This is a genomic window from Actinopolyspora lacussalsi (genome assembly GCA_030803735.1).
GTDB lineage: Bacteria > Actinomycetota > Actinomycetes > Mycobacteriales > Pseudonocardiaceae > Actinopolyspora > Actinopolyspora lacussalsi.
Genome location: JAURUC010000001.1, coordinates 3,819,082 through 3,843,157 on the forward strand (window position 1 = coordinate 3,819,082; position 24,076 = coordinate 3,843,157).

22 protein-coding genes are annotated in these 24,076 nt (G+C 67.2%); 13 read left to right on the forward strand and 9 right to left on the reverse strand.

Going from position 1 to position 24,076, the window contains the following annotated elements; all coding sequences use genetic code 11:
- The first annotated feature begins 117 nt into the window (after window positions 1-117).
- Complete coding sequence (locus tag J2S53_RS17175) at window positions 118-405, forward strand: hypothetical protein (RefSeq protein ID WP_092980403.1); 288 nt, start codon at window positions 118-120, stop codon at window positions 403-405.
- Between the two features lie 155 nt (window positions 406-560).
- Window positions 561-941, forward strand: a complete 381-nt coding sequence (locus J2S53_RS17180) for a hypothetical protein (protein ID WP_456241821.1) — start codon at window positions 561-563, stop codon at window positions 939-941.
- Between the two features lie 75 nt (window positions 942-1,016).
- Here the strand turns inward: J2S53_RS17180 and J2S53_RS17185 are convergent, their stop codons facing one another.
- The 3 genes from J2S53_RS17185 to J2S53_RS17195 all read right to left on the reverse strand — a co-directional run bounded on the left by J2S53_RS17185 (window position 1,017) and on the right by J2S53_RS17195 (window position 4,016).
- Window positions 1,017-1,982 (reverse strand): LysR family transcriptional regulator, encoded by a 966-nt coding sequence (locus tag J2S53_RS17185; RefSeq protein WP_456241822.1) that lies wholly within the window; start codon window positions 1,980-1,982, stop codon window positions 1,017-1,019.
- 198 nt (window positions 1,983-2,180) lie between these two features.
- Window positions 2,181-2,768: a nitroreductase family protein gene (locus tag J2S53_RS17190; protein ID WP_456241823.1), complete on the reverse strand. Its 588-nt coding sequence runs from the start codon at window positions 2,766-2,768 to the stop codon at window positions 2,181-2,183.
- A gap of 144 nt (window positions 2,769-2,912) precedes the next feature.
- Window positions 2,913-4,016 (reverse strand): hypothetical protein, encoded by a 1,104-nt coding sequence (locus J2S53_RS17195; RefSeq protein WP_456241824.1) that lies wholly within the window; start codon window positions 4,014-4,016, stop codon window positions 2,913-2,915.
- A 475-nt stretch (window positions 4,017-4,491) separates the two neighbouring features.
- On the opposite strand from J2S53_RS17195, the gene J2S53_RS17200 reads away from it, so the two are divergent.
- The 5 genes from J2S53_RS17200 to J2S53_RS17220 all read left to right on the forward strand — a co-directional run bounded on the left by J2S53_RS17200 (window position 4,492) and on the right by J2S53_RS17220 (window position 10,980).
- Window positions 4,492-5,757 carry an aspartate kinase gene (locus tag J2S53_RS17200; protein WP_130468820.1) on the forward strand — a complete coding sequence of 422 codons (1,266 nt, stop codon included), beginning with the start codon at window positions 4,492-4,494 and terminating at the stop codon, window positions 5,755-5,757.
- Window positions 5,758-6,834 (forward strand): aspartate-semialdehyde dehydrogenase, encoded by a 1,077-nt coding sequence (locus J2S53_RS17205; RefSeq protein WP_456241825.1) that lies wholly within the window; start codon window positions 5,758-5,760, stop codon window positions 6,832-6,834.
- A 124-nt stretch (window positions 6,835-6,958) separates the two neighbouring features.
- Window positions 6,959-7,534, forward strand: coding sequence for a Uma2 family endonuclease (locus tag J2S53_RS17210; protein WP_092980389.1), 576 nt, complete (start codon window positions 6,959-6,961; stop codon window positions 7,532-7,534).
- Window positions 7,535-7,715: 181 nt separating this feature from the next.
- Entirely contained in the window at window positions 7,716-9,209 is a 1,494-nt protein-coding gene (locus tag J2S53_RS17215) for a gluconokinase (protein WP_456241826.1), read from the forward strand.
- A gap of 361 nt (window positions 9,210-9,570) precedes the next feature.
- Entirely contained in the window at window positions 9,571-10,980 is a 1,410-nt protein-coding gene (locus tag J2S53_RS17220; RefSeq protein ID WP_092980385.1) for a GntP family permease, read from the forward strand.
- Between the two features lie 174 nt (window positions 10,981-11,154).
- Here the strand turns inward: J2S53_RS17220 and J2S53_RS17225 are convergent, their stop codons facing one another.
- Window positions 11,155-11,496 carry a zinc finger protein gene (locus J2S53_RS17225; RefSeq protein WP_456241827.1) on the reverse strand — a complete coding sequence of 114 codons (342 nt, stop codon included), beginning with the start codon at window positions 11,494-11,496 and terminating at the stop codon, window positions 11,155-11,157.
- 182 nt (window positions 11,497-11,678) lie between these two features.
- Between J2S53_RS17225 and J2S53_RS17230 the strand changes: the two genes are divergently transcribed.
- Both J2S53_RS17230 and J2S53_RS17235 read left to right on the forward strand, forming a co-directional pair.
- A complete protein-coding gene (locus J2S53_RS17230) occupies window positions 11,679-12,536 on the forward strand; it encodes a helix-turn-helix domain-containing protein (protein WP_456241828.1) in 858 nt (285 codons plus the stop codon).
- Between the two features lie 10 nt (window positions 12,537-12,546).
- Window positions 12,547-12,726 (forward strand): DUF397 domain-containing protein, encoded by a 180-nt coding sequence (locus J2S53_RS17235; protein ID WP_092980490.1) that lies wholly within the window; start codon window positions 12,547-12,549, stop codon window positions 12,724-12,726.
- 87 nt (window positions 12,727-12,813) lie between these two features.
- On the opposite strand, the gene J2S53_RS17240 is transcribed toward J2S53_RS17235, so the two are convergent.
- Window positions 12,814-13,398: a DUF3558 family protein gene (locus tag J2S53_RS17240; protein ID WP_175530172.1), complete on the reverse strand. Its 585-nt coding sequence runs from the start codon at window positions 13,396-13,398 to the stop codon at window positions 12,814-12,816.
- Window positions 13,391-13,921: a hypothetical protein gene (locus J2S53_RS17245; RefSeq protein ID WP_456241829.1), complete on the reverse strand. Its 531-nt coding sequence runs from the start codon at window positions 13,919-13,921 to the stop codon at window positions 13,391-13,393. The genes J2S53_RS17240 and J2S53_RS17245 overlap by 8 nt, the downstream gene beginning before the upstream one ends.
- A 371-nt stretch (window positions 13,922-14,292) precedes the next feature.
- Between J2S53_RS17245 and J2S53_RS17250 the strand changes: the two genes are divergently transcribed.
- The 3 genes from J2S53_RS17250 (at window position 14,293) to J2S53_RS17260 (ending at window position 17,742) form a co-directional block, all read left to right on the forward strand.
- Window positions 14,293-14,745 (forward strand): Fur family transcriptional regulator, encoded by a 453-nt coding sequence (locus J2S53_RS17250; RefSeq protein ID WP_092925462.1) that lies wholly within the window; start codon window positions 14,293-14,295, stop codon window positions 14,743-14,745.
- A 39-nt stretch (window positions 14,746-14,784) separates the two neighbouring features.
- The gene (locus J2S53_RS17255; protein WP_130468824.1) at window positions 14,785-16,230 is read left to right on the forward strand and encodes a catalase; all 1,446 of its coding nucleotides are present in this window, start codon (window positions 14,785-14,787) and stop codon (window positions 16,228-16,230) included.
- Between the two features lie 294 nt (window positions 16,231-16,524).
- Window positions 16,525-17,742 (forward strand): glycosyltransferase family 87 protein, encoded by a 1,218-nt coding sequence (locus J2S53_RS17260; RefSeq protein WP_456241830.1) that lies wholly within the window; start codon window positions 16,525-16,527, stop codon window positions 17,740-17,742.
- A gap of 48 nt (window positions 17,743-17,790) precedes the next feature.
- On the opposite strand, the gene J2S53_RS17265 is transcribed toward J2S53_RS17260, so the two are convergent.
- The 3 genes from J2S53_RS17265 to J2S53_RS17275 form a co-directional block, all read right to left on the reverse strand.
- A complete protein-coding gene (locus J2S53_RS17265; RefSeq protein ID WP_456241831.1) occupies window positions 17,791-19,275 on the reverse strand; it encodes a dynamin family protein in 1,485 nt (494 codons plus the stop codon).
- A complete protein-coding gene (locus J2S53_RS17270; protein WP_456241832.1) occupies window positions 19,272-21,083 on the reverse strand; it encodes a dynamin family protein in 1,812 nt (603 codons plus the stop codon). Before J2S53_RS17270 ends, J2S53_RS17265 begins: the two co-directional genes overlap by 4 nt.
- A 227-nt stretch (window positions 21,084-21,310) precedes the next feature.
- Window positions 21,311-22,282 (reverse strand): IniB N-terminal domain-containing protein, encoded by a 972-nt coding sequence (locus J2S53_RS17275; protein ID WP_456241833.1) that lies wholly within the window; start codon window positions 22,280-22,282, stop codon window positions 21,311-21,313.
- A 302-nt stretch (window positions 22,283-22,584) separates the two neighbouring features.
- Here J2S53_RS17275 and J2S53_RS17280 point away from each other — a divergent pair, with 302 nt between their 5' ends.
- Window positions 22,585-24,057, forward strand: a complete 1,473-nt coding sequence (locus tag J2S53_RS17280; RefSeq protein ID WP_456241834.1) for an Hsp70 family protein — start codon at window positions 22,585-22,587, stop codon at window positions 24,055-24,057.
- Window positions 24,058-24,076 lie beyond the last annotated feature (19 nt).

The following is a 24,076-nucleotide window of genomic DNA, read 5'->3' on the forward strand; positions in this document are numbered from 1 at the left end:
GGCGGAGCCTCGCCAGATCCGCGAACGGTGTCGCGACGGGCCGATCACGGCAGCCGATCCGGGGAATCCCGCTGAACTGATCGCGGGTCGGCTGTTCCGATGCGGCAGGCTGGTGTCATGGCTGCGAAGAAAAACAGTTCCGGGTCGGCCCTGGCGACCCTGCTGCAGGGGGTCGGTTTCCTGCTCGCCGTGGTGCTGATCGCCCACACCGTGTTCGTGTTGTTCGACTTCCAAGCGGAGGGGCAGCTCACGCAATCGGTCGCGCGCGCCGCCGAGCCGCTCGCGTTGTTCTTCCCGGGACTGATCGACGCGCCGAGTCACGTACTGCAGGTGTTACTGGACTACGGGCTGGCCGCGATGTTCTGGATGCTGGTGGGAGGTCTGCTGGGGCGGATCTTCGGGTGAGAACCCGGGTGCGGGAGCCGTGGGGAAGCGCTGGAGAAGCGGTGGCGAATCGGCTTTTCTGGGTCAGGTTCGGGTGCGTGGCCGCCCGCGTTCCGCTGCGCCGATGTTCCGCTACCCGCTGGTAATCTGATCGTGTTTCGTGTCACACTGCCGTCATGTCCGAAGACGTGGCGGATCCGACGCGCACCGCCGGGACCAGTGGGCACCGCCGCCGGAAGTCCTTCGATCTCGCACGGTTGTGGTCTCGCACGTGCGGTTCGCTCGCCACCGTGGTGCGCTGGGGCTGCTCGTTGGCGGCCGCACTGCTGGCCGCGCACGTGGTGCTGGCGGTCGGGGGCGCCAATCCGGAGAACGCGCTGACGCGTTTCGTGGCGGAATGGGCGCGGGTCCTGGCGTTCGGATTCCGCGACCTGTTCCTCAAACCCGAGCAGCCGAAGCTCGAAGTGCTGCTCAACTACGGCCTCGCGGCGATCTGCTGGTTGCTCGTCTCGGTACTGGTGGTGCGCCTGCTGCGCACGCTGGGCGCCTCCCGCTGAGCCGCGGGCGATTCCTCGCGAGATCCACGGCGACGTTCGGGGGAGTAAGTCGCTTCCGAACGGAATCCGGGCCGCTCACCAGGATCCCGCCACGCGGAGCAGTTCCTGCCTTACCAACGTCACGTGGTGATTCTCCGTCGCGTCCGCCCGTTGGGCGAGGAACAGGGTGTTGACGGGAGGAGCCGTCGGTTCCGGGAGATCCACCAGCTCCCCGGCGGCGAGTTCGGACTCGCACAGGTATCGGGGCAGCACCGTGAGCCCTGTTCCGGCCGCCACCGTGGCGAGCATCGCCCGCAGGTCGGGCACGACGATCCCGGCCCGCTCGGTGGGTCGGGTGCCGAAGACGTGGCGCCAGTAGTGCCGCGTGAGGGCAAGGTCCTCCGCGTAGGCGACCAGGGGAATGCCGTGCAGTGGCGTGGGGTCGCCACCCCGCAGTCGCGTGCGGTCGACGTGTGCCGCGGTCGTCGGTGCGCAGACCAGTACCAGCTCCTCGTCCGCGAGGGGAACCGCGTTGACGACCCGCCCACGGGGGCGGGCGACCGAGAGCACCAGGTCGAACCTGCCGCTGCGCAGGCCGCCCAACAGGTCCTCGGCCAGGCCGAAGGTGGCCCTGATCCGAACTCCGCTCCCCAGCATCGGTGCCAACGAGGGCAGCACGCGAACACTCAGCAGTTCGGCGGGACCCGCCAGGTGCACCGGTTCGATCGGTGCGGGCGGTTCGTTCCGGTCCGGTTCGGCCACCGAGGCCAGTTCGTCGAGCGGACCGGCCACTTCCGAGGCCAGCTCCGCTGCCGCGTTGGTCGAGGCGACACCGCGTGGCAGTCGTTCGAACAGGGACGTGCCGAGCTGCTGCTCCAGCGCCCGGATCCGTGTGGTCACTGTGGACTGCGACAGCCCCAGCGTCCTGGCCGCCGCCGTGAGTGACCCGGCCCGGTGGACGGCCAGGAACGTCCGCAGTTGGGACAGCTCGAGTGGCGCATCGCCCGGTTTCCGGGCCACGTCGAGCCGCCGGGACGAATCGCTACCCGAGTGATGGAACATGGCGCAGAGACTATTGCGCGTTCGGAGGAATTACTAACTTCTTTCGGGGACAGGCGTACCACGATTTGAGATGCGGTGTCATGCCTCGGGAGTGGAAACCCGGTGTCGGTGCGCTCCGGCGCGTCAGGTGGGAAAAGCGGTTTCGATCGGCGGCAGACCGATCGGTACCGCGAGTACGCGGCACCGATCGGAGACCGATCAGAACGTTGGTTCCTGCCACGAGTCGCTGAACACGAACTCGGTGAGCGGGATGCGGCTGCGAGGTGCGGACTCCTTCTCGCGGAGTCGCTCGGGCAGCTGTTCGGCGTCGCCGGGGGCGCCGACGGCTATCACGACCATCGGCTCGTAATCGACGGGGATACCGAACGCCTCCCGGGCGGCGTCCCGGTCGAAACCGGCCATCTGGTGCGCCACCAGTCCTTCGCCGACCGCCTGCAGCACCAGGTTCTCGGTGGCGAGTCCGAGACCGTACTCCCCGTAGGGCAGCGACTCGCCGTCGTCGTTGGTCAGCTTGGCCACGCCGAGCACGAGGGCCGACGCGTTACCGGCCCAGCCGTGATTGCCCCTGGAGAGCGTGCCGTGCAGTTTGTCGAAGGTCGAATCCCCTCGACGGCCCGCGATGTAGCGGGCGGGTTGCGTGTTGCCCCAGGACGGGGCCCAGCGTGCGGCTTCGAACAGCGCGGTGAACTGCTTGTCGGTCAGTTCGACCTCGGGATCCAGTGCGCGTGGGCTCCATCGCTCGGCCAGCAGCGGCTGGAGCGGAACTGACGAGTCGGCGGGTTTCAAGGTTCCTCCGTGGCCTCTCGGCGCTCACGTGCCGCCCTCGATTCTCCCGAACTCGTCGCCACCCGATGTCGCCGGACCCGCAGCGAGAGCCGTGCCGGAGGTTCCGCCGCGAAACCACGCACGACAACCGAGCCGCCCAACCCGTCAAAACGCGTAGGGCCAGACGGTGAGTGCGTAGGCACTGAACCAACTCCCGAAGCACACGAAGATCCCCACCCCGGCGAGCATCACCGCTCGACGTCGCGCCGCGAGCCCCATGGCCAGCGGGAGCAGCAACGGGAAGGCGGGCAGCAGCGCCCGTGGTTTGGCGAACATCAGCCCGTCGGTCCCCAGCACGAACACCACGGTCAGCAGCGCGTACAAGCCCAACGGCCAGGCGATCCGCCGATCCAGACAGCAGATCAGCAGCGCCACCGCGCCCAGCAGGATCCACGCGGCGAAGGTCACGAACGTCGACTCCTCAGTGGACAGGGCTTCTCCTATGAAGCGCGCGGTGGCGATCCCGCCGTCGAGTGAGGAGGACCAGCCGTCCTGCCGCACTTCGAAGTAGCCGTCGAACTCGTCGGTGCGCAGCCCCACCCAACCCAGGTAACCGAGCAGCCCGCACGGAGCCGCAAGCAACGCGGCCAGCGGGCGGTTGCCCTCCCGTCGGTGCAGCAGCGCCACGACGGCGGCCAGCATCACCACCGTGATCAGCGCCGCCCCCGTGTGCCGCACCGTCCCGGCCAGGGCGCAGGCCACGCCGGCTTGGATCCACCGCCGTTCCAGCACGCCCAGCAGCGTCCAGACCGCCAGCGCGCAGAACAGCGACTCGCTGTAGGGCATGGACAGCACGATCGACATCGGGGCCGCCGCGAACAGCGCGACCAGCACCAGACCGGTCCGTTGCGAGCCGCTCACGATTCGCCCCAGCCGGGCCAGCCCGTAGGCGCACGCGAGTCCCGCCGCGAGGTTCACCAGCATCGCCGCGGTGGGCGGGTCGACACCGGGCAGGAACGCCACTCCGCGGGTGAGCATCGGGAAGCCGGGGAAGAACGCCAGCACGGATTGGGGGTCGGCGTCGCCGTTGCCGTTGAGTGTCGTCTGCCCCGTGGGGTCGTACCCGCTCTCGGCGATCCGCAGGTACCAGTCCGAGTCCCAGGAGAAGAGGTGCTCGCTCGGCGACTGGTCGTGAATCCCGGACAACACGTCCAGCACCAGCAATCCGACCAGCCGGACTATGACATATACCACAGCCGGTCCGGCCATTCGTGCCGGAGAAGGGCCTTCATCGTCGTCCGCGGGCGCTCGTGGCCGAATGCGGACGAGGTCTTTCACTCTTCGCGCGGCGGAAATTTCACTGCTTCCCCGCGGCACTGTCCCGATCGTTTCGTCGGTCGCGGACAAGTGGTGCACCTTCTTCGTCGAGCCTCGATTGTCGCGGGTGCCGCGTCGTAGTCAGGCTAGTCACGCCAAACGGCTATCGGGCCGCAGGGGGCCGGTTCTGTAGGCTGGGCAGGCAGCGGAACGGCCTGGTGAAGGCACCCGATGAAGGTTCGTGACCAGTTCTTCGGACATCGGGGCGCGGCGAGGTGTCCGGATCCCTAACACACGGCATGATCGAGTGATCACTGCCCGGGGACGCGGACGGCGTCACGCTGCCGGCTGCCCGGCCGTCCACCCGGTGTCAGTGCGGGGCCTCTCGCACCCGGGGCGTCCGCGCGGCTCGAGGAGGTTTGTTCAGGTGGCACTCGTCGTCCAGAAGTACGGCGGTTCCTCGCTCGAGAGTGCCGATCGAATCAAACGGGTCGCCGAGCGCATCGTGGAGACCCGTAAGGCGGGCAACGATGTCGTCGTGGTGTGCTCCGCGATGGGAGACACCACCGACGAGTTGCTGGATCTGGCCAACCAGGTCAACCCGGCTCCCCCGGAGCGGGAGCTCGACATGCTGCTCACCGCGGGTGAGCGCATCTCCAACGCGCTCGTGGCCATGGCGATCGAATCTCTCGGCGAGCAGGCTCGTTCGTTCTCCGGTTCGCAGGCCGGGGTCATCACCACTTCGGCACACCAGAACGCCCGGATCATGGACGTCACCCCCGATCGGGTTCGGCAGGCCCTGGACGAGGGCCGGATCGTGATGGTCGCGGGATTCCAGGGGGTCAGCCAGGACAGCAAGGACATCACCACGTTGGGGCGCGGCGGTTCGGACACCACGGCCGTCGCGGTGGCGGCGGCGATGCACGCCGATGTCTGCGAGATCTACACCGACGTGGACGGCGTCTACACCGCCGACCCCCGGATCGCGGGCGATGCCGAACACCTCGACCGCGTCACCTACGAGGAAATGCTCGAACTCGCGGCCACCGGTGCCAAGGTGCTGCATCTGCGCGCGGTGGAGTACGCACGCAGGTACGGTGTGCCGCTGCACGTCCGCTCGTCCTACTCGGCCAACCCCGGAACGATCGTGTCCGGATCAGTGGAGGACCTCCCCATGGAACAGGCCATGATCACCGGCGTGGCGCACGACCGGTCGGAAGCCAAGGTCACCGTGCGCGGTGTTCCGGACACTCGCGGCGTGGCGGGGAGGATCTTCCGTGCCGTCGCCGATGCCGAGATCGACATCGACATGGTGCTGCAGAACGTTTCGGGTGTGGCTTCCGGCCTCACCGACCTCACCTTCACCGTGGCCAAGAGCAACGGTGCGGTGGCCGTCGCCGAGCTGGAGAAGATCAAGGGCGAGCTCGGCTTCCAGGAGGTCGTCTACGACGACGACGTCGGCAAGGTATCGCTGGTCGGTGCGGGTATGCGTTCGCACCCCGGGGTGACCGCCTCCTTCTGCGAGGCACTGGCCGAGGCGGGCGTGAACATCGAGATCATCAATACTTCCGAGATCCGCATTTCGGTGCTGGTCCGGGACGCGCAGCTCGACGACGCGGTGAGCGCGCTGCACGCCGCCTTCGAACTGGGCGGAGAAGAAGAGGCCGTTGTCTATGCGGGGAGTGGTCGCTGAATGAGTTCCGGACGTTTCCAGGCACCCACCGTCGCGATCGTGGGAGCCACCGGCGCGGTGGGTTCGGTCATGATCGAGATCATGAACTCGCGCGAGACCGTGCCGTGGGGTGAGGTGCGGCTGATCGCCTCGCCGCGTTCCGCCGGTAAGAAGATCGACGTCCGGGGTGTCGAGCACACCGTGGTCGCGCTCTCCCCGGAGGCGTTCGACGGCGTGGACATCGCGATGTTCGACGTGCCCGACGAGTTGTCCGCGGCCTGGGCCCCGGTGGCCGTCGAACGGGGAGCGGTCGCGGTCGACAACTCGGGAGCCTTTCGGATGGACCCCGAGGTGCCGCTGGTGGTCCCGGAGGTCAACGCCCACAAGGTTGACGAGCGTCCGAAGGGGATCATCGCCAACCCCAACTGCACGACCCTGTCCATGATGGCCGCCCTCGGGGAGCTGAACCGCGAGTTCGGGCTGCGCGAGCTGGTGGTCTCCTCGTACCAGGCCGCCTCGGGATCCGGTCAGGACGCCATCGACCGGCTGCGTGCCGAGATCGACGCCGTCGCGGGCAAGCAGCTCGGGGACCGTGCCGGTGACGTGGCCGAGGCACTGGTGGCGGCCGGTCTCTCGGAGGAGACGCCGTTCAGGGCTCCGCTGGCGTTGAACGTCGTGCCGTGGTGCGGCTCCCGCAAGGAGGACGGCTGGACCTCGGAGGAGCTCAAGGTCCGCAACGAGTCGCGCAAGATCCTCGGGATCCCGGAGCTGAAGGTCTCGGCGACCTGCGTCCGGGTGCCGGTGGTGACCACCCACTCGCTTGCGGTGCACGCCACGTTCGATCGGGAGGTCGGCGTGTCGGACGCGCACCGGGTTTTCGAGCGCGCGTCCTCGGTGGTGCTGCAGGACGACCCCGACGGGCCGGACTTCCCGACTCCCGCCGGTGTCGTGGGGAGCGAGCCGACCTACGTGGGGCGCGTGCGCCAGGCCGTCGACTTCCCGAACACGCTGGATTTCTTCGTCTGCGGGGACAACCTGCGCAAGGGCGCGGCCCTGAACACCTACGAGATCGCCGAGACGCTCGCGTCCCCGGCGTGACCGCTGCACACTGAGCCGGGCGGTGGCGATCTCGCGCGAGATTCACGCGGAGGTCGCCACCCGAACGGATGGTCCTCCCGGCGCAGGGCTACGGAGCCGGTCGGTAGGTGTCGACACTGGAGGCATGACCGCGATGTCCTGGCCCGATCATCTGCTGAGCCTGGAAGAGTTCGAGCGGTTGCCGGAAGACGATTCGCGTCGTTACGAGCTCCAGGAGGGCGTCCTCCAAGTGACTCCCAAGGCCGCCGGTATCCACCAGCGCGTGGTCAAGCGCCTCACCTCGGTGCTCGATCGGCAGCTACCTCTGGAGTGGGAGGCGATACCGGACGTGGAAGTGGTGATCGTCTCCTCCTGGCCTCCGGTGGTTCGGGTCCCGGACGTGGTCGTGGCCACCGCCGCCCGGATCGACGAGAATCCGAATCGGTTGTACGCCCAGGACCTACTGCTCGCCGTCGAGGTGATCTCCCCCGGCTCGTCGCAGACCGACCGGGTGGTCAAGCGTCACGAGTACGCCAAGGCCGGTATACCCGGCTACTGGGTGCTCGATCTCGACGAGCCGGTCACCATCGCCGAGAACCGGCTGCACGACGGTGGTTACAAGTCGCACTTCACCGAGGGTGGTGTGTTCCGAACCGGGGAGCCGTTCGAGTTCGAGGTGGAGCTGGAGTCCCTCGTACGACGCGGCGGAGGCATCGAGTAGCCGACCGAGCCCGCGGGTGGCGATCTCGCGCGAGATTCACGCGGGACGGCCACCACCGGCCGTTCCGCCGGCCGCGTGCTCATCCCGACAGCCACGTGCCGGAATCGAACCCGCTCCGTAGTCGTTGTGCCGTGTGTCTCGCTCGTCGGAACCAACTCGTTCGCGCGGATAGGTTGGGGGTATGAGCGCAGCCGAGAAGGATGCGGTCGTCCTCGGTCTCGATCTCGGTACGACGACCACCAAGGTCGTCGCCGCCGACCGCGGCGGCACGGTGCTGCATCACGCCGAACGTACGAACGAGATGCGCAACGAGCAGCCGGGTGAGGCCGTCCAGGACGCCGCGGCAGTACGTGATTCCGCGATCGCGGCACTGGCCGAGTGCGTGGCCCGGGTGCGCGAGGCGGGACGCCCGGTGCGCGCGCTCTCGTTCAGCACGGCGATGCACACCCTGGTCGGCCTGGATACCGCGGGTGATCCCGTCACTCCCGCGTTCAACTGGGCCGACAGTCGCTGTGCCGACATCGCGGAGAAGTTCCGCGGGGAGTGGTCCACGGCGGCCGAGTTGCACCGCGCCACCGGAACACCGGTGCACCCGCAGTCGGTGATGGTCAAACTGGCCTGGCTGACCACGCAGCGCCGTGACCTGACCGAAGGAGTGGCGTACTGGTGCGCGCTGAAGGATTTCGTCTTCACCGCGTTCACCGCGGAGTTCGTCACCGATCAGTCGTTGGCCTCGGGAACCGGGCTGCAGGACATGGCGACGCTGGACTGGCACGACTCCGCACTGCGCACGGCCGGGGTGGAGGCGGATCAGCTTCCCCGCATCGCCGCGCCGACCGACGCGTTCCCGTTGGGAGCGCGGGTGGCTCGTGACACGGGGCTGCCCGAAGGACTTCCCGTGGTGCTCGGTGCGGGCGACGGCCCGCTGGGCAATCTGGGGGTCGGCGCGATCAACACCGGAGTCGCCGGGCTCTCACTCGGCACCAGCGGGGCGTTGCGCGTGGTGCGCGACGAACCCGGTGTGGACGAGCGCTGCCGCACGTTCTGCTACTACCTGGCCGATGGTCTGTGGGTGGCGGGTGGTGCCGTCAGCAACGGGGCGGTGGTCGGCCAGTGGGCTGCCGAGTCGTTCGACACGGATGTGGCGCGGCTGCTCGACGAGGCATCCGAGGTGCCGACCGGAGCGCGTGGCCTGGTCGCGTTGCCTTACCTGATGGGTGAACGGGCTCCCTGGTGGGAGCCCGGACTGACCGGATCGCTGGTCGGGCTGCGGCGTATCCACGGGCGCGCCGAGATGACCCGCGCCCTGGTGGAAGGAGTCGCCCAGCAGCTCGCGCTGGTTCGGGACGCCGTGGTCGACACCGGCGCGCGGGTGCACGCCGTGCGCGCCACCGGCGGCGGTTTCCGCAGCCGGATCTGGGCCGACGCGATCGCGGCGGCACTCGGTATCGAGCTGGAGTTGGCGGAGGAGAGCGGTGGTTCGGCGGTGGGTGCGGTGCTGCTGGCCTGGCGCGCGTTGGGTGAGCTGGACTCGCTGGACGAGGCCGCCGATCTGATACGACCCGCCCGAACGGTTCCGCCCGCTCCCGAAGCGGCCCGGATGATGCGTGCCCAGCGTCCCGGGCTGGAGCTGTTGCATCGTGCGATAGCCGATCTGACCCCGATCGAGTCGTAGAACTACCGGGTCGTAGGACTTTGTTCACTCGGTAGAGCTTGAACAGCTTTTCGCGAGCGCTCCGCCGGGAGCCCAGACGGGGAGTTCCGGCGGAGCGTTTCGCTGTTCGTCGCGGGGGAGTTCGCGTGTTCGGTGCTCCGTCGGGCGAGTCACTCCAGTGGTCGCTGAGCGAACAGATCCCTTGATCGACCACATGCTTTTATCAGCTGTCAGAGCTTCGTGTCAACAATGTGAACGCCATTGAAAAAAAGTATGACTGAAGCGATACAGAGCACTAGCGGTTAGGGGATTCGCCTTGTGAGGATTCTGCCCGTTCGGCATCCGTTCGGGTGATGCCCAGTATCGACAAAGGGGCAGATTCTTGCGAGGAGTAATCGCGGCGGCCGAGCCCGTCGCCCACTCCGCACTGGGGCCGGGGCTCACGCTGACCGTGGCCGCGGGCGCTGTCGCGGTTTTGCTGTTGCTGATCGTCTTCCTCAAGTTGCAGCCGATGATCGCGCTGCTGGCCGTCAGCATCGCGACCGCGCTGGTGTTGGGCATACCGCTCGACGAGGTGATGAGCACCCTCAACGACGGTCTCGGGGGGACGCTCGCCGAAGTGGCCCTGATAGTCGGCTTCGGCGCGATGCTCGGGCGGATGCTGGAGATATCCGGCGGTGCCTCGGTGCTGGCCGAAGCGCTGGTACGTCGGTTCGGTGAGCGCCGGGCACCGCTCGCGCTCGGTACAGCCGCACTGCTGTTCGGTTTCCCGATCTTCCTCGACGCCGGTGTGGTCATCTTCCTGCCCATCGTGTTCACGGTCGCCCGCAGGCTCGGCGGCTCGGTGCTGCGGTACGCGCTGCCGGTGGTGGGCGCTTTCGCCGTCATGCACGCCTTCGTCCCACCACACCCCGGCCCGGTCTCGGCCGCCGGACTCATCGGGGCCAACACCGGCCTGCTGTTGCTGATCGGGCTCGTGGTCGGCATCCCGACCTGGCTCATCTCCGGTTACGCGTTCGGGCTCTGGAACGGCAGCCGGGTCTTCCTGCCCGTACCGGAGAACTCCACCGCCTCTGGGCAGGACACCGCTCCGGACAAGCCGAGGCCGAGCATGGGGGCCGTCATCGGCCTCCTGCTGCTGCCGCTGGTGCTGATCTTCCTGCGCACCGGCCTGAACACACTGATCTCCGAGGACGTGGTCGACTCCGAGTCGCAGGTGGTGCAGGCCGCCATCCTCATCGGACAGAGCCCGGTAGCCCTGGCCGTGGCGGTGCTGGTGGCCTCGGTCGTGCTCGGCCTCAAGCGCGGCATGCGCGGTAAGGAGATCGAGAACGAGCTCACCGCCAGCCTCTCGACGATCGCCGCGGTAATCCTCATCACGGGCGCCGGCGGCATGTTCGGTGCGGTGCTCGCCGAGGCCGGGGTCGGCAACGCGTTGGCCGAAGGACTCAACAGCGCGGGGATCCCGCTGATCGTCGCCGCCTTCCTCATCGCCGTGGTGATGCGTGTGGCGCAGGGCTCCGCGACCGTCGCGCTGACCACCTCCGCGGGCTTCATCGCTCCCGCGGTCTCGGCCGCTTCCGGGCTGACCTCCATCGACCTGTGCCTGATCGTCATCGCCATCGCCTCGGGCGCGACCGTGCTCTCGCACGTCAACGACTCCGGCTTCTGGCTGGTCGGCAGGCTGCTCGGCATGGACGTGCCGACCACGCTCAAGACGTGGACCGTCATGGAGACGCTGATCGGCGTGGTCGGGTTCCTGATCTCCTGGATACTCTCCATCTTCCTGTGATGGCTAGTGTGGCGACCCGGTTTGCTCGGGTGGTCGGGGTTCGGCCCGCGTCGAAGCGGCGCGGCGATTTCGCGAGAAATTGACGCCGTCCGGAACCGTGCCCGTCCCCCTGGCCCCGGCGATTTCTTGGGAAATCGCCGGTTGTGGGGCCGCACCCCCGGAACGACCTCTGGTTCAGCGTGACCGGGGTGGGAAGTCGTCGTCGGTCTCTGTGGCACCACGTGGTCCGGTCGGGTTCGGATGGCCGAACACAGGGCTCGCCCGTGGTCCGGTGTGCGTGTGCCGGTCGCGTTCGCTGCGGTCGTCGCGTCTGCGGATCGCAGCGGTCATGCAGGTGTCGCAGGTCGGCATCAGCCAGTCCGCATCGGACGGATCGATGAGGGTGACCGTCCGTTCACACAGGGTTTCGCGCTCCTGTCCGGGTCGTGGGCGTTGGTCCGGGGTGAAGGCGTGCCGCCACCCGTCCACCGGGTTCCACCACACCACCGGGCCTTGCCACTCCAAGCTGTCGAGCATGTCGTGCCTCCTGGCTGATTCACGTTCGGGACGAGCGGCGGCTTCGAGTCCTCGGTCGGGGGATGACTCGAAGCCGCCTTGTTCTTATTCTATAAGTAGCGATATCGCTACAGATAGAACACGTTAGAGTGATTGTCGATCTCCCGTAGGCTTTGCAAAAACGGAATGCCGAAAGGAGCCGCATGGCGCCACCATCATCGACGGTCGCAGCATGGGAGCTGGGACTTCGCTTGCGCGAAGAGCGCGAGGCGCTGGACTTCACAGCGGTGGAAGCAGCGGGACGGATCGGGATAGCACAGAACTACCTCAGCGACATCGAGCGAGGTAAACGCAAGATATCGGAAGCCAAGCTCGATGAGCTGATCGACGTGTACGGTCTGGATGCCGAGGAGTACCGGGAACTCGTCGAGCTGCGGTCCGACGCCGTTCTCAGGGGATGGTGGAGCAAGTTCTCCGGCTTGTTCGACCAGGATGTGCTGCGGTACTTCGGTTACGAACACGGTGCCGAGGCCGTGCGAACCTACGAGAGCCTGCTGATCCCCGGACTGCTCCAGACGAATTCGTACGCACGAGCTGTCATCTCTTCCGACACCCCGAACATACCCGTTTCCGAAGTGGAAAGACGTGTGGAAGCTCGGGCGATTCGTCAACAACGACTTTTCGGGGAAGAGCCGCTGCGATTGACCGTCGCGATCAGCGAAGCCGCTCTACGGCAGCAGGTAGGTGGTCCCGAGGTGCACGCGGAGCAGCTCGAGCACCTCATCGAGGTGATCGAGCAGCTTCCCGAGTCGCTGAAACTCCTGGTGGTGCCATTCGATGCCGGTGCTCACGGCGCACTCGGAGCCTCCACGTTCCACATCGTCAGTTTTCCGAGTCCGAAACTGCCGAACCTCGTTTGGCAGGAAACGGTCACATCGACCGATGTGATCGACAACCCGATCCGTGTCCATCAGTACAGCCTTACCTACGAGGAGGTGGTCAAACATGCGTACGACCGATCGGTGTCCCTGCGGTTCATCAGAGAGGCGCTGGGAGGGTAATGTGAAAATCATGCGTGAGCAGGACGTATGGTCCAAATCCAGCTACAGTGCCACTTCCAACGCCTGTGTGGAGGTGGCGGTGACCTCCCAGTCGGTGGGGGTGCGGGACACCAAGGACCGCGAGGGTGGCGCGCTGACGTTCGATCCTCGGCGGTGGAGCGACTTCCTCGGGATGCTCGGGCGGAGCTGAACCGCTCGTGGTCGGAGTCTTCCAACCGCGCCGCACGTGAAGCGGTGTTCGTCGTTCGCGGCGCGGCCGGGTGGGGCATCGCGCGCTTTACGTGTCGGGCAGATTCTCGACGGCGGCCGTGGCGAACTTCTTGAACAGGTCGCACTTGGTGGGGATGCTTCCGTCTTCGCCGATGCTGGAAACGCCGCTCACCAGTAGCGAAGCCTCGTCGGATACGTCGACGTAGTAGAGGCAGCCGACACTGGTCTCGGACTTGTAGGCCGGATACCCCGCGACGCTGACTTCTTCTCCATCCGGGTGTGCCTGGATGGATTCGTGCAAACCGCGTGCTTGGTTCTTGCCGAGGGAAACCGACCAGCTTCCTGTCTCACCGGCTTTTCCTTTTTGGTACTCGCACAGATGGTTGCCGTTCCCGTCGTTTGGCTCGGGTTCCTGATCCGCTCCGAGCGCGCGCCAGCGGTTCTCGGGGACGATGTCGCAGACGTCGGCGAGTTGGAAGTCCTTGGCCGGTGCGGTGCGCTCGGGGAGGGGGCTGCCCGTGTTCTCCGAGGTGGGTTGCCCGGTCTTGGTGGTGGTCTCGGATGCCTGGGGTTCCTCGGCGGCGGGTCCGCCGCAGCCCGCCAGCAGCAGGCTCGTCAGCACGGCGATCCCGCAGGCGGCGGTGTTACGCAAGGTCGTTCCCTCCTCGTTCGAGGCTGTCGGCGGCCTCGGCGTCGTCGGTGCGGGTCTGTTTCGCGCTGGAGCGCAGGCTGGCGGCGGTGTCCTGGAACACCTTGATGAGTTCGAGGTAGTTCTCCAGGTAGGCCCGATCGTCGCCCGCGCCCACGCGGCTGTGCTGCTCGGTGGCACCCGCGCTCACCGGATCGGTACCCGGCGCGGGAACACTGCCGAGCTCTTGCACTCTCTGAACTCGTTGCTGTAGCTCCTCCGCCTTGTCCTCGAAGAAGCTCGCGAGGCCGTCGACCTCCTCGGGGTCGACGATCATGCGGGTGTCGTCACCGCGTGCTTCGGCGAGCCGGGCCTTGTCGTTGGCCCGCTCCTGGATCCGTGCGATCTCGACCAGCTTCTGTGCCGTGGTTCCGGTCAGGAACGAAGCGGGTAGCTCGCTGGCGGTACTCTCCATCGCCGCCTGGTCCGCGGCGTCCATCTCGATGGGCTCGGCTTCATCCGTCGGTGTGTCATTGTTCTCGGCCACGGTCTCTCCTCGAACCTTGCCGGGACGCTGGATTGCCGGCTCGGATTCAGCTCACTCGCGAGTGTGATCACATTCGAGGTGAGTTTACCGCGATCATCACTCCACGAGGTCGGGAACACTTGATCCGAAAGCACGGTGGTGCGGGACTCGTCCGTACCCGTTCCGGCCGCTGGAGTGATGGGGCTCGGTACCGTGCCGCCCCCACTCGCCCCGGCGATTTCGCGAGAAATCGACGCTGCCCCGGCCGTGCCCCGAGTACCCCGCGAACCGTGGCGGATGTCGCGTCCGTCACGGTTTTCGCACGATCGGTGGTCGTTCTCCGAGTGTTTTCTTGACTTATTCCAATCTGTGCGTGGCATACTGACGTTGCTATGACATCCAGTACGACATCCGGCGGTCAGGCGGCGGACAGTACGCGGGAACGGCTGCGCGCGGCGGGGCTGCGCGCGACGGGCCCGCGTGTGGCCGTGCTCGGTTGGCTGTCCGACAATCCGCATTCCACCGCGGACCAGGTGGCGGGTGCCGTACGGCGGACTCTCGGATCAGTTTCCACCCAGGCCGTCTACGACGTGTTGCACGCGTGTACTTCGGCCGGGCTGTTACGCAGGATCGAACCCGCCGGGCATCCGGCCAGGTTCGAATGCCGTACCGCCGACAACCATCATCATCTGGTGTGTCGGGCATGCGGCCGTGCCGAGGATGTGGACTGCGTCCACGGTTCGGCTCCGTGCCTGGTCCCGTCGTCGACGGCTGGTTACAGCATCGACGAGGCGGAGATCGTCTTCTGGGGTCTGTGCCCCGACTGCGCGTCCGCGACCGATTAGTCGACGGACACCGAAATCACCACACAAGGAGGGACGCTCGTGAGTTCGCCACGGCCCACGACGACCAACGCCGGTATCCCGGTGGCAAGCGACGACCACTCGCTGACGGCGGGCACCAACGGTCCCGCGCTGCTGCAGGACCACTACCTGATCGAGAAGAACGCCCAGTTCAACCGTGAGCGGGTGCCCGAGCGCGTGGTGCACGCCAAGGGCGGCGGCGCCTTCGGTTTCTTCGAGACCACCGAGGACGTCAGCCAGTACACCAAGGCCGCGCTGTTCCAGCCGGGCGTGAAGACCGAGACCCTGATCCGGTTCTCCTCGGTCGCGGGCGAGCTGGGGTCCCCCGACACCTGGCGTGACCCGCGCGGTACCGCGATCAAGTTCTACACCTCCGAGGGCAACTACGACCTCGTCGGCAACAACACCCCGGTGTTCTTCATCAGGGACGCCATCAAGTTCCCGGACTTCATCCACTCCCAGAAGCGCCGGGCCGACAACCACCTGCGTGACCACGACATGCAGTGGGACTTCTGGAGCCAGTGCCCCGAGTCGGCACACCAGGTGACCTGGCTGATGGGTGACCGGGGCATCCCGAAGACCTGGCGGAACATGAACCTCTACGGTTCGCACACCTACCTGTGGGAGAACGCCAAGGGCGAGAAGTTCTGGGTCAAGTACCACTTCAAGACCGACCAGGGCCACGACTTCCTCACCCAGGAGGAGGCCGACCGGCTGGCCGGTGAGGACAGTGACGCCCACATCCGTGACCTGTGGACCAGCATCAAGTCGGGCAACAACCCGAGCTGGACGCTGTACGTGCAGGTCATGCCGTACGAGGAGGCCGCTGACTACCGGTTCAACCCGTTCGACCTGACCAAGGTGTGGCCGCACGGCGACTACCCGCTGATCAAGGTCGGCCGGTTCGTGCTCGATCGCAACCCGGACAACTACTTCGCGCAGATCGAGCAGTCCGCCTTCGAGCCGGCGAACACGGTGCCGGGCATCGGTCTTTCCCCGGACAAGATGCTGCAGGGCCGGTCGTTCGCCTACCCGGACGCCCACCGGTACCGGATCGGCCCGAACTACATGGAGCTGCCGGTCAACCGTCCGGTCTCGGAGGTGAACTCCTACTCCAAGGACGGCCCGATGCGGTTCGGCTACGGGCAGGACCCGGTGTACGCGCCGAACTCCTACGGCGGCCCGCACGCCGACACCCGCAACGGCAGCGAGGACACCGCCAGCGGAATCGAGCAGGAGGTCGTCCGCTCGGCGTACCAGCTGCACTCCGAGGACGACGACTTCGGCCAGGCCGGGACCATGGTCCGCGAGGTCTTCAGCGACGAGGAGCGGCAGCGCTTCGTGAACAACGTCGCGGGCCACCTGTCCAAGGGCGTCAGCCAGCCGATCCTCGAGCGTGCGCTGCAGTACTGGCGCAACGTCGACAAGGACACCGGCGACAAGATCGCGGAGAAGGTCCAGGGCTGAGCTACTCCTCGACAGTCCGGTGACGCCGCCCGTCCGAGGGGCGGCGTCCACCCCGACCGCTGACCGCTGCTACCACCACCGAACCGGGCCCGGCGACCACCGTCGCCGGGCCCGGTTCTCGCGTGGAAACCGTTCTCACACCAGGTCCTCTCGGATGCGCCCCTGGCACGGACCGCGTTTGGGGTAGATTGTCGTTCGATGCGGAGTGATCGTACGGTTGTCGAGCGCGGCTCCCGGGGCGTCCCGACTTCTCCGGAAAATGTGAGAACGAACACGAAACGGGAAAATTCTCGAGTGATTGTCTCGCTCGGGATCATCGCGTTGTCCGTCATCGCCCTCGGTTGGGAAATCTGGGCGTGGGTCTCGGCCCAGGACTACTGGCCGGATCACGGGGTCTATCGCTGGGCCGTCGAGTCCTGGCTCAACGGCTGGGACGTGATGCCCTCCGGAGCCACCGTGACCAACGAGGACCCCCTGCCCTGGGTGTACCCCCCGTTCGCGCTGTTGCCGCTGACTCCGCTGGCCGTGCTTCCGCTCAAGGTCGATATCGCGCTGCTCTACGTGCTGAACGCGGCCGCCCTGGTCACCACCTTCTACCTCGTGTTCCGGCGGACCTGGCCCCGCGGTGATCCGCTGCTGTGCTTCGCCTTCTCCGTGGCACTGGCCAGGCTCTCACTTCTTCTCGAACCGGTTTTCGGGTGTTTCGCGCAGGGGCAGATCAATATCCTGCTGATGGGGATTGTCGCGGCGGATTGTCTCGTGCTTAATCCGCGTTGGCCGCGGGGAATGCTGGTGGGAATCGCCGCCGCGATCAAACTCGTCCCGGGCGCTTTCTTATTATTCTTTCTGCTGCGCAAGAATTTCAGGGCGGCGGGCACGGTGGTGCTCACCGCGTTCCTGGCGACGCTGCTCGGTTTCCTGGTGGACTTCGAGGCCTCGGTCAAGTACTGGTTCACCCAGGGGCCGGCCGCCGCGGCCTTCGGTTCACCACTGCGCAGCAACCAGACCGTACTGGCGGTGCTGAGCCGGACCGATCTCTCCGGGGTCGCGCAGGTGTCGCTGTGGGTACTGATTTGCGCGGTGCTGGGGGCGGCGACCGTCTACTGCGTCCGGAACGCGTCCGACGCACTGGCCTTGGCGATCACCGGGCTGGTGGCGTTGTTGGTCTCACCCACTTCCTGGTCCAACCACTGGGTGTGGCTCGCACCCGCACTGCTGTTCATGGTGCTGTACGGGCTGCGCAGCCGTAGCAAGCTCTGGTTGGTCACGGCGGTGGTCTCGATCGGCGTGACCCACTGGGCGCCGTTCGTGTGGCTGCCGCTGAACCGGTACCTGATGCTGCATCTCTCACCGGTGGACCAGGTCCGCGCCGCCTCGTTCGTGATCCTGGGTGTGTCGTTGGTCGTGCTGACGACGTTCTCGTTGCTGCGGTCCTCCCGTGGCGTGCCGGAACGCGAACCGAGCGCTCGTTATCTCGCTTCGCTGGTTCGTACCGGAGAACGATCCGGCTGACGCCGGATCGGGTGACGCCGGGATCGCTTGACTCCTGCGACGTCCGGGCTACTGCCCGATGTTCGCCGCCAGCAACCGCTCACAACTGCGCAACACCGTCCACACCGCCTCCCGATGGTCCCGGTCGCGCAGTGGATCGGCGGCCAGCACCCGCCATCGCCGTGCGGCCTCGCCCGCGCGTTCGGCCAGATCCCGCGCCCCCGCCTGGGGCGGAGCTCCCAGCCTCGCCACCGGCTGGTCGCCATGCGCGCCGAGCAGTCGTTCCGCCTCCTCGCGGAACCTGCCGGGCAGCGACAACTGCCCGGACCACAGTCCGGACAACACCCGCAGCTCGTCCCACTCGTGCGCGTTGCTCAGCAGACGATCCAGCTCGCCCTGCAACTGCCTGTCCCCGGAACGGGGATTGGCCCGCAGCGCCATGTCCACCGCGAGCAGGGTCGAGCGCGCCCGCAGCGCCTCCTGGCGTTCGACGAACTGCAGGTGAACCGCCTCCTGCAGCTCGCCGATCCTGCTCTCGGTGAGCAGCTGACGCCGCAGTCTGCCGTGGTCGATTCCACCCGCCGCGAGAGCGGTCAGCGCGCTGTGCAGCCCGAACAGTCCGAAGCGGCGCAGCAGCTCCCGCCGCGTGCCGGGCTCGACGGACTCCGGGGTCGCTGAACTCGCGAACCGGTCGGCGGACAGCAGCAGTTCGTCCAGTTGCTCGCGGGGCAGCGCGGCCAGCCGGGACAGCGCCTCGAACTCGGACTGTCCGAGAGTGCTGCCGCCCTGCGCCAGCAGCCCGGACACCGGCAGCACGTACTGCACGAAAGTGCGGAGCTTGGGGTCGTCCCGGTACGCGTTCGCCACTCTTCCGGCCGCTTCGACGGATTCGTGGTCACCGCCGGCCACCTCGTCCGCCCGCGACAACGCGAGGATCGTGTTGATCGGCGCGCGCCGGGCCACCCGCAGTTCGTGCACCGATTCGAGGAACTGCACGTCGATCTGCTGCGGTTGTCTGGTCAGGTAGAGCACCGAGTCGGCTTCGGAGAGGATCTGCGCCAGTGCCGACCTGCCGGTCTCCTTGACCGCGGTGGAGGCCACTCCCGGCGTCTCGATCAGGGTGATCGCCTGCAGCCCGGGGGACGGGGACTCGATGACCAGGCGCGCCACCTCGTCCGGACGCCAGCGTTGCAGATCCCGGATGGTGGCGGGATCGAGCTCGTCCACCGGCATGTTCCGCTGCGCGCCGTGCGGGGTGTGCACCGTGATCCTGGGTTCGGGACCGTAGCGGAACACCGTGTTGACCTGGGTGCGTTCCTCCGGGTCGGTGGGGGCGAGTTCGGCCCCGACCAGCGCGTTGATCAGCGTGGACTTGCCGGACTTCACTCGCCCGGTCACCGCCATGCGCAGTGGTTCGGAGAGCCGCTCGAGCCGAGTCCGCAGCCAACCCGCGGTGCGGGGGTCGTCCCGGTAGAAGGTCATGGTCCGCAGCAGCAGTTCCCTGGCCTGGGAGAGCAGCGCGGTGGTCGGACCGGTGTCGTGTGCCGTGGTCATGCGGCCGCTATCCGGTTGGACGTCAGCGATCCCGCCCGTTTGCGCAGCGCGCCGAGCTCCTCCAGCTTCTTCTTGATCTCCCTCGCCCGGGCGTCGCGATCCACCGCGCTCTGTTCGGCCATCCGTTTGGTCTCCTGGATAGAGCGGCTGATCCGGATCTGTGCCTGTTCGGTGATCCGGTTGCAGTGGTCGTGCAGCGTCTGGTGCGTGTTCCGGATGGCGTCGCGGGCCTCCTTGTTCACCTGGAAGACCACGTGCTCGACATAGCGCTGCACCGCGGCGCGTGCCTCGGTCTGCCTGCGTTTGAGTCGCGTGTCCTTCTCCTCGTTGAGGCTCTTGCTGCCCAGCAGCAGTCCCGCGGAGATGGAGATCACGTTCATCAGCGGCAGCCCGGCCATGCTCGTCATCAGGCCGAACATCAGCACCCCGCCGTAGGAACCGCGCAGTCCGGTCAGCATCTGGTCCCTGCGCGGGTAGCCCGCGTTCTTCGGTGCCTTCGGGGCGGGGACTCGCGACAGCGGGTCCGGAACGGGGACGGGGTCGCTGCTCGGCAGCGTCCGCACCTGTTCCCGCAGCAGTTCGTCGGCCACCTGCTCGGTGATCCGCTCCCGCCGCCGGTCCAGCCAGTCGAAGGTCTCGGCGATCGCCGTGTTCAGGCTGTCACGGAGCCATGCCTCGAACTCGTCCCAGTTGGTGCTCGGGTCGGCCTCGTCCAGGGTCTCGTTCGCCTGGTGCAGTACCGCCCAGCTTCGTTCCCGGAAGTCGTACTCGATGTCGGAGTAGAGCTCCTGCACCCCGTCGGACAGGGTTTTCTGCCAGCGCCCGGACAGTCGTTTGAGGTCCTCGGCACGCCGCTGTGCCGTTTCCAGTTCCAGCAGCGTCTCGGTGGCGGTGCGCGGGCTCTGGTTGCCGAGTTCCTCCCGCAGCTCGCCGGTGATCGTGTCGATCGAGTCCGTGACGTTGTGGGCGACCAGCTTGCGGGTCAGCTGTTCGTGCGCCCCGGCCATCTCCTTGCGCAGGTAGTCCAGCAGTGCGGGAAACCCGGACTCGGTGTTGAGGTCCTTGCTCTTGTCACGGGTGGCCAGCGCGCGGATGCGGGCCGACACGGGGAAGATCCTGCCCGCGATGCCCGCGTTGGACAGGTGCTTGCGGTTGAGCTCGACGATGTGCCGCCACTCCGGCACCACGTCGGTCTTGGGTTGGACCAGTGCCACGTTGGGGCACAACGCGGTCGCGCGTCGCAGGAAGTTCAACTCGTTGGTGGTCAGTTCCTGGGTGGCGTCGGAGACCATGAGCAGCGCGTCCGCTTCGGCGACCGCTTCCTCGGTGACCGAACCCAACGAGTTGGTGACTCCGCCCACGGCGGGCGTGTCCATCAGCGCGAGTCCGTTCTCCAGCAGGGCCCGGGGAACTCCGATCTCGGTTCGGCCCACCCGGTGCCCGGCCACCAGCGCGCGTTCCAGCTCCTCGCCCAGTGACTCGATGGGTACTCGGGAGCGGTTACCGCCCACCGGGCTCCGCGTCGTCTCCTGCTCGACGAGCTGTGCCGTCGGTTCGTCCGAGTACCTCACCAGGCTGGGCACGCTCGTGCTGACGTTCTCACCGCTGCCGCACACCGGGGCGTTGACCAGTGAGTTGATCAGTTCGCTCTTGCCTTGGTCGGGCTCGCCCACCACCAGGACGAGCTGGTCGGGATCGAGCACCCGGTTGCGGATCCGTCGTAGTCGGTTTCCCAGATCCGTTCTTCCGGCTTCGGCGCATTCCGCTTCCGCGCTGTCGAGGAGTTCCACGAGTGCCGTTTCGATCACGATGGGATTGTGCACGTGCACACGATCGGAGGTGAAGGCGGACAACGTAGTCGTGTCGGTCCGTGCGTTACCCGGGAGCGGATCGCCGCCGCGAAGCGCGGACGCGGCGGCGATCGAGCCACCGGGGATCCGTGGAGAGAGGGGCATACGGATCCCCGGCGTGTCCGCCCGCTCAGGTAAGAGCACGTTCGACGGCAGTGCCGTCGGCTCACATCAGCGCCGCCGGCTCACATCAGGTCGAGCGGCAGGTCCGAGGTAACGCCCCCGACGACGTCCTCGGCCTGGCCCACGGTGCCGCCGACGGCACCGGTGGCGCCGTCCAGAGTGCCCGCCGCGTCCTCGGAGGGCATGCCGCCGGTGGCGTCACCGGCCACGCCCTCGACCGTGCTCGTCACGTCGTCGACCGGGAGGTCGCCCGTGGTGTCCAGCGCGGTGTCGGCGGCGCCCACGGCCACGTCGACACCGGTGTCCACGGTGCCGTCCACTGTGTCGGTGGCTTCGCCGACCGCGCCGTTGGCGGTGCCGCCGACCGTGTTCACCGTGTTGTCAACGGTGTCGTCCACGCCGCCGACGGTGTTGCCGACCGCGCCGACGGTGTTGCCCACGGCGCCGACAGCGTTGCCCGCGACCTCGTTGCCGCTGGCGACGTCGTTGCCGCTGACGACGTCGTGCACGTTGACCAGGTTCTGCGAGTCCTGGTTGTCCACGTCGACGTTGGTCTCGGTCGTGTTGTTCTGCTCCATCTCCCTGTCGGCGTCGCCGTCGGAGGAGTAGTTCGGTGTCGAGGAGAGGTTGCCCAACAGGCTCATGTCAGTATCCGTCGCTTCCTGCGGCTCTGGAACTTGTGCGGGATCGAGTTGGTTGATCGCGACGTGCTGCGTGCTCGCGGCGAACGTGTCGATGCCGGGTTGCACCGTGCGTCCGTAGTCGGTCACGAGCTCGGCGGGTGCGTAGTCCAGCACCAGCGACGAGGCGTGCAGCACCTGTGTCGCGTTCAGTTCTCCGAGGCCGGCACTCTCCAGCGCGCCACGCGGATCGGCGTCGAAAGCCGAACGCGCTTCCGGATTGCCGACCAGACGTGTCAGGAATTCCTGCAGTGTCGGTTCTTCCGGCGTGGCCGTTGTTCGAGTGTCCGTCTCCGAGGTGGATAACCGGGCACCGTCTCGCCCGTCGGCCTGCTCCGGCTGTGCGTTCGGCATCGCTGGCGTTCTCCTGAACTCAAGCCGTAGGTCTTCTCAAGCCGGGCGAGGGAATCGGTGTCCCCGCTCCTGATTGAAGAAGCTACGTGGCTGGCGGCCCCTACCCATCGGGAGCCACTCCTAGTTATTGATGAACCTGTTAGGGGGACTTTGATCTGTCACTCGTTAGGGGATCAATGGAGCGGGTCACATCTTTGCGTAATCGAGTCCACGCTAGGTTGGACCGGCGGGCTTACCGGACGAACCCCGCACGATCGCCCTGTGGCAAAGCAAGTCCAACCAGGTAGGCCGGAAGGGATGGCATGCCTTACGTTCTCGGGGTTCATCTGGGCGCGACCAGTACTTCGGCGGCGGTCGTCGCGCGTGACGGTGGGCAGTGGGCACCCGCCGCGCCCTTCCCGTTGGGCCACTCCCGTGCGGTGGTTCCCACCGCGCTGGGTCGGTTGCCGGACGGCTCCCGCCTGGCGGGCGAGGCCGCCGCGAGCAGAGCGGCCGAATCTCCCGAATGGGTGAGTACCGATTTCGTCGCGGAACTCGGTGAGGACACCCCGCTGCCGCTCGGAGGTGAGCTCGTGGCCGCCCATCGCCTGGCCGCGGGCATGGTGGAGTGGGTGGCCGACCAAGTGGCGAGCAGGCACGGTGGCCCCGCCGAGCACATCGCCGTGTCGCACAGCGCCACGTGGGGAACGCACCGGACCCACCTGCTGCGGCGTGCGCTGGCCGAACTCGGCCTCACCGATGTGACCCTGCTGCCGGAACCGCTCGCGGTGGCCACCGACTACATCGCCAGACAGCCGGTCTCCGCGGGCGCGTCGATAGTCGTCGGCAACGTGGGCGGCAGCGGTGCCGATGCCACCGTGCTGCGCAGACGCGAGTCGCACCGGCAGGACGAGGGAGTGGGCGAGCACGGTGCCGAACTGGAACTTCGCGGCGTCACGGTGCACGGCCCCCGCCCCGCGGGCCGTGATCTCGACGACCTGATCGTCGGACAACTACGCGACGAACTGGGCGGAGCGCTGTCCGAACTGGACCCCACCGATCCCCGCAACCGCGCGACGGTCGCCCGAATACGGGAGGAATGCACCCGCGCCAGGGAGGAACTGTCCACCAGGGACACTGCCGGGGTGAGCGTGGTGCTGCCCCGGTTCTCCCGGGAGATCCTGCTCGCGCGGGTTCGCTACGAGCAACTCGCCCGGCCGCACCTGGAACTGCTTCCCGAGAAGCTCTCGCAGGCGGTGCAGTCAGCCTCCCTCAGCCCGGGTGAGCTGGAAGCGGTGGTGCTGGCCGGTGGTCCGGCACGCACACCGCTGCTGCACGAGCTGGTGCGGCAGCGTCTTCGCGAGCAACTCCCGGGCAGGGACGCCGAGGCGGTACCGGTACGTGTCGACGGCTTCCCCGAGCTGGTGGCGGCACGCGGAGCGGCGTGCCGTGCGGCCGAGGTGCTCGCCGCGGCCACCGACCGCGCCGCCGCGCGAGCCGAGACCAGCGTGCTGCTGCGAGTGGAGGACTCCATCGAGAACGAGGCCGTCGAGTACGGCTACGACCCGCTGGACGATCGGGAAGGGGACGAGTCCGAGGCCGTCCCGGACCGTTCGGCCCGGCCGCTCCGACCGCCGGTGGAAGTCGAACCGATGCACATCGAACCTCCCCCGAAACGAAAAGTGTTTAAGATCGTCAAATTGTCGCTCGCGGCAATTTTGATCATTCTCGGGTTGGTAATGACCTTCGTACAGGGATTCGGCGGGCAACAGCCCGCGTTACCCGGCTTGCTGTGACAGGTCGAAATCCGACCTC